General features: G+C 58.3%; 2 protein-coding genes. Both read left to right on the top strand.

Annotation, left to right across the window (positions count from 1 at the left end):
- Window positions 1-244 (top strand): site-specific integrase (locus tag DLM46_RS39995; RefSeq protein WP_482811939.1); only part of this gene is annotated, 244 nt, incomplete at its 5' end.
- Entirely contained in the window at window positions 241-1239 is a 999-nt protein-coding gene (locus DLM46_RS38860) for a site-specific integrase (protein ID WP_115110406.1), read from the top strand. The genes DLM46_RS39995 and DLM46_RS38860, both read left to right, overlap by 4 nt.
- The last annotated feature ends 115 nt before the right edge of the window (window positions 1240-1354 follow it).

Raw genomic sequence — 1354 nt, 5'->3', positions numbered from 1 at the left:
CGGCTTACGCGGGGTATCCGACAATCACGGTCCACGGTTGCATGACATGAGGCATCTGTTTGCGACAAGAACGCTGGTGCGCTGGTACCAATCCGGACAGGACCCCGAGCGCCGACTGCCGATTCTGTCGGCCTACCTAGGTCATGCTCATGTCGCTGATACACAGTGGTACCTCAGCGCCACGCCAGAACTCATGCGTGAATCGATGCGCCGACTCGAGCGGTACTGGGAGAACCGGTCATGAACAAATCTGCCAGCTTTGCCCCGCTTCTGGAGCGCTTTTTTATACAACGCCTGATGCAGCAGCGCCAGGCAAGTCCTCACACAATCAGTTCGTATCGGGATACCTTCCGTCAGTTTCTGAAGTTCGCGCAACAACGTCTGCACAAGCAGCCCTCACGCATGAATTTCGAGGAAATCGACGCCCCCTTGATCGTTGCATTTCTGGACGACCTGGAGAATCATCAAGGCTTGAGCGTTCGCAGCCGGAATTTGCGTCTAACAGCGATTCACTCCTTCTTTCGTTACGCGGCGCTCGAGACACCAGCGAATTCCGCGCAGATCCAGCGGGTACTGGCCATACCCAGCAAGCGTTTTACCCGCACCCTGGTGCACTTCCTGACGCGTCCCGAAGTCGATGCCTTGCTCGCTGCGCCGGATCAGCGTACCTGGTCTGGCCGACGTGATCACGCCTTCATGCTGGTCGCCGTGCAAACAGGCTTGCGCCTCTCCGAGATGACCGGGCTCAAACGCGACGACCTGATTCTCGGAGCTGGCGCACACGTTCGCGTGATCGGCAAAGGGCGCCGGGAACGCTGTACGCCCATCGCCAAATCGACCCTCGCCGTATTGAAAGCGTGGCTGCGAGAACCGCAGCGTGGTGACGGTGATTTACTGTTTCCGAGCGCGAGGGGAGAACGCCTCACTGTCCACGGCGTGCAGTACCTGCTAAACAAGCATCGCGAAACGGCGTCCAGAGTTTGCCCGTCGCTGAAACAGAAGCGGGTCACCGTTCACTGTTTGAGACACACGATGGCCATGGACCTTCTGCAAGCGGGCGTTCGTCGTTCGGTGATAGCGCTTTGGCTCGGACATGAATCGGTCGAAACCACGCAGATCTATGTCGAAGCGACACTGGCAATGAAGGAGGAAGCTCTTGCGAAGACATCTCCGCCCCGCGGCAGGCAAGGACGCTACCGGCCCGCGGACCAGCTTCTCGACTTTCTGAATAGCCTGTAGGACCGCGAAACTACATCGGGCGATTAGCCGGGCATACCGCCGCCCCTCCAAGCGTATCAAGGTGGCCAAGGAGCCCATCCAAATTACCCGATATAGTCAGGTAGGGAACATAGTG

Origin of the sequence: Paraburkholderia lacunae (assembly GCF_003353175.1) — a bacterium.
GTDB classification, from domain to species: domain Bacteria; phylum Pseudomonadota; class Gammaproteobacteria; order Burkholderiales; family Burkholderiaceae; genus Paraburkholderia; species Paraburkholderia lacunae.
The sequence above is the reverse complement of the archived record's forward strand: the minus strand, read 5'-3'. Positions and strand labels throughout refer to the sequence as shown.